The sequence below is a fragment of the Flavisolibacter nicotianae genome, from assembly GCF_003628535.1.
GTDB lineage: Bacteria > Bacteroidota > Bacteroidia > Chitinophagales > Chitinophagaceae > Flavisolibacter > Flavisolibacter nicotianae.
In genome coordinates, this window is the sequence record NZ_RBCI01000069.1 from 1 (window position 1) to 604 (window position 604).

Genomic DNA, 604 nt, shown 5'->3' on the forward strand with positions numbered 1-604 from the left:
TAACGGTTAACAAATTTCTGAAGCCAAGGCATTCCGTGTTTCTTCCGTTTCACTTTTGTTCTGTAGCTTAATAAAGCTACTGCGTTTGGCGCTTGTTCGTCAGCCTTGGTTTTAGAAATTTGATGTTGTGCGCTGTTTGTTTAAATACACTGGCGTTTTCTTTGCCAATTCAAACTCCTCCTTATTCAGAAATGGCCAATACTTTATATCTCCCGCAGCTAAAAACTCCTTGTCCTTCTTTCTGGTGTAAATACCCAATGTAAAGACGTTTGCCAGCAGGCGTGTGAGTGGCTCACGAATGTTGGTATAGGGCCACTTGTACTCTTGGTCTGTTTTCAAAAACAGAATAAAACGTGCGAAGGTCTTGTTGTCCTCCGATGTAAATTTATCAACCTCCAGCTTGTGTTCTCGCAAATCATCATAAAGGCACCAGATTGTGTTTACCAGGTCTTTAATTGCTGCATCTTTGATGTTCACAGAAAAGATGGCTTCTTCGTACTCAAAGTTGGTCGTTATTCCTGCCACCAAATGGCGAATGTTTTCAGCTAAAATGCCTCTTGATTCTCTATCAATCATAAACGACTTTTAATAGCGCACAACGGAG

1 protein-coding gene is annotated in these 604 nt (G+C 40.9%); it reads right to left on the reverse strand.

The genetic code is table 11. The annotated features are described in order from the left end of the window. Nucleotides 1–111: 111 nt before the first annotated feature. Nucleotides 112–576 carry a hypothetical protein gene (locus tag D6024_RS26435; protein ID WP_162945078.1) on the reverse strand — a complete coding sequence of 155 codons (465 nt, stop codon included), beginning with the start codon at nucleotides 574–576 and terminating at the stop codon, nucleotides 112–114. Between the last annotated feature and the right edge of the window lie 28 nt (nucleotides 577–604).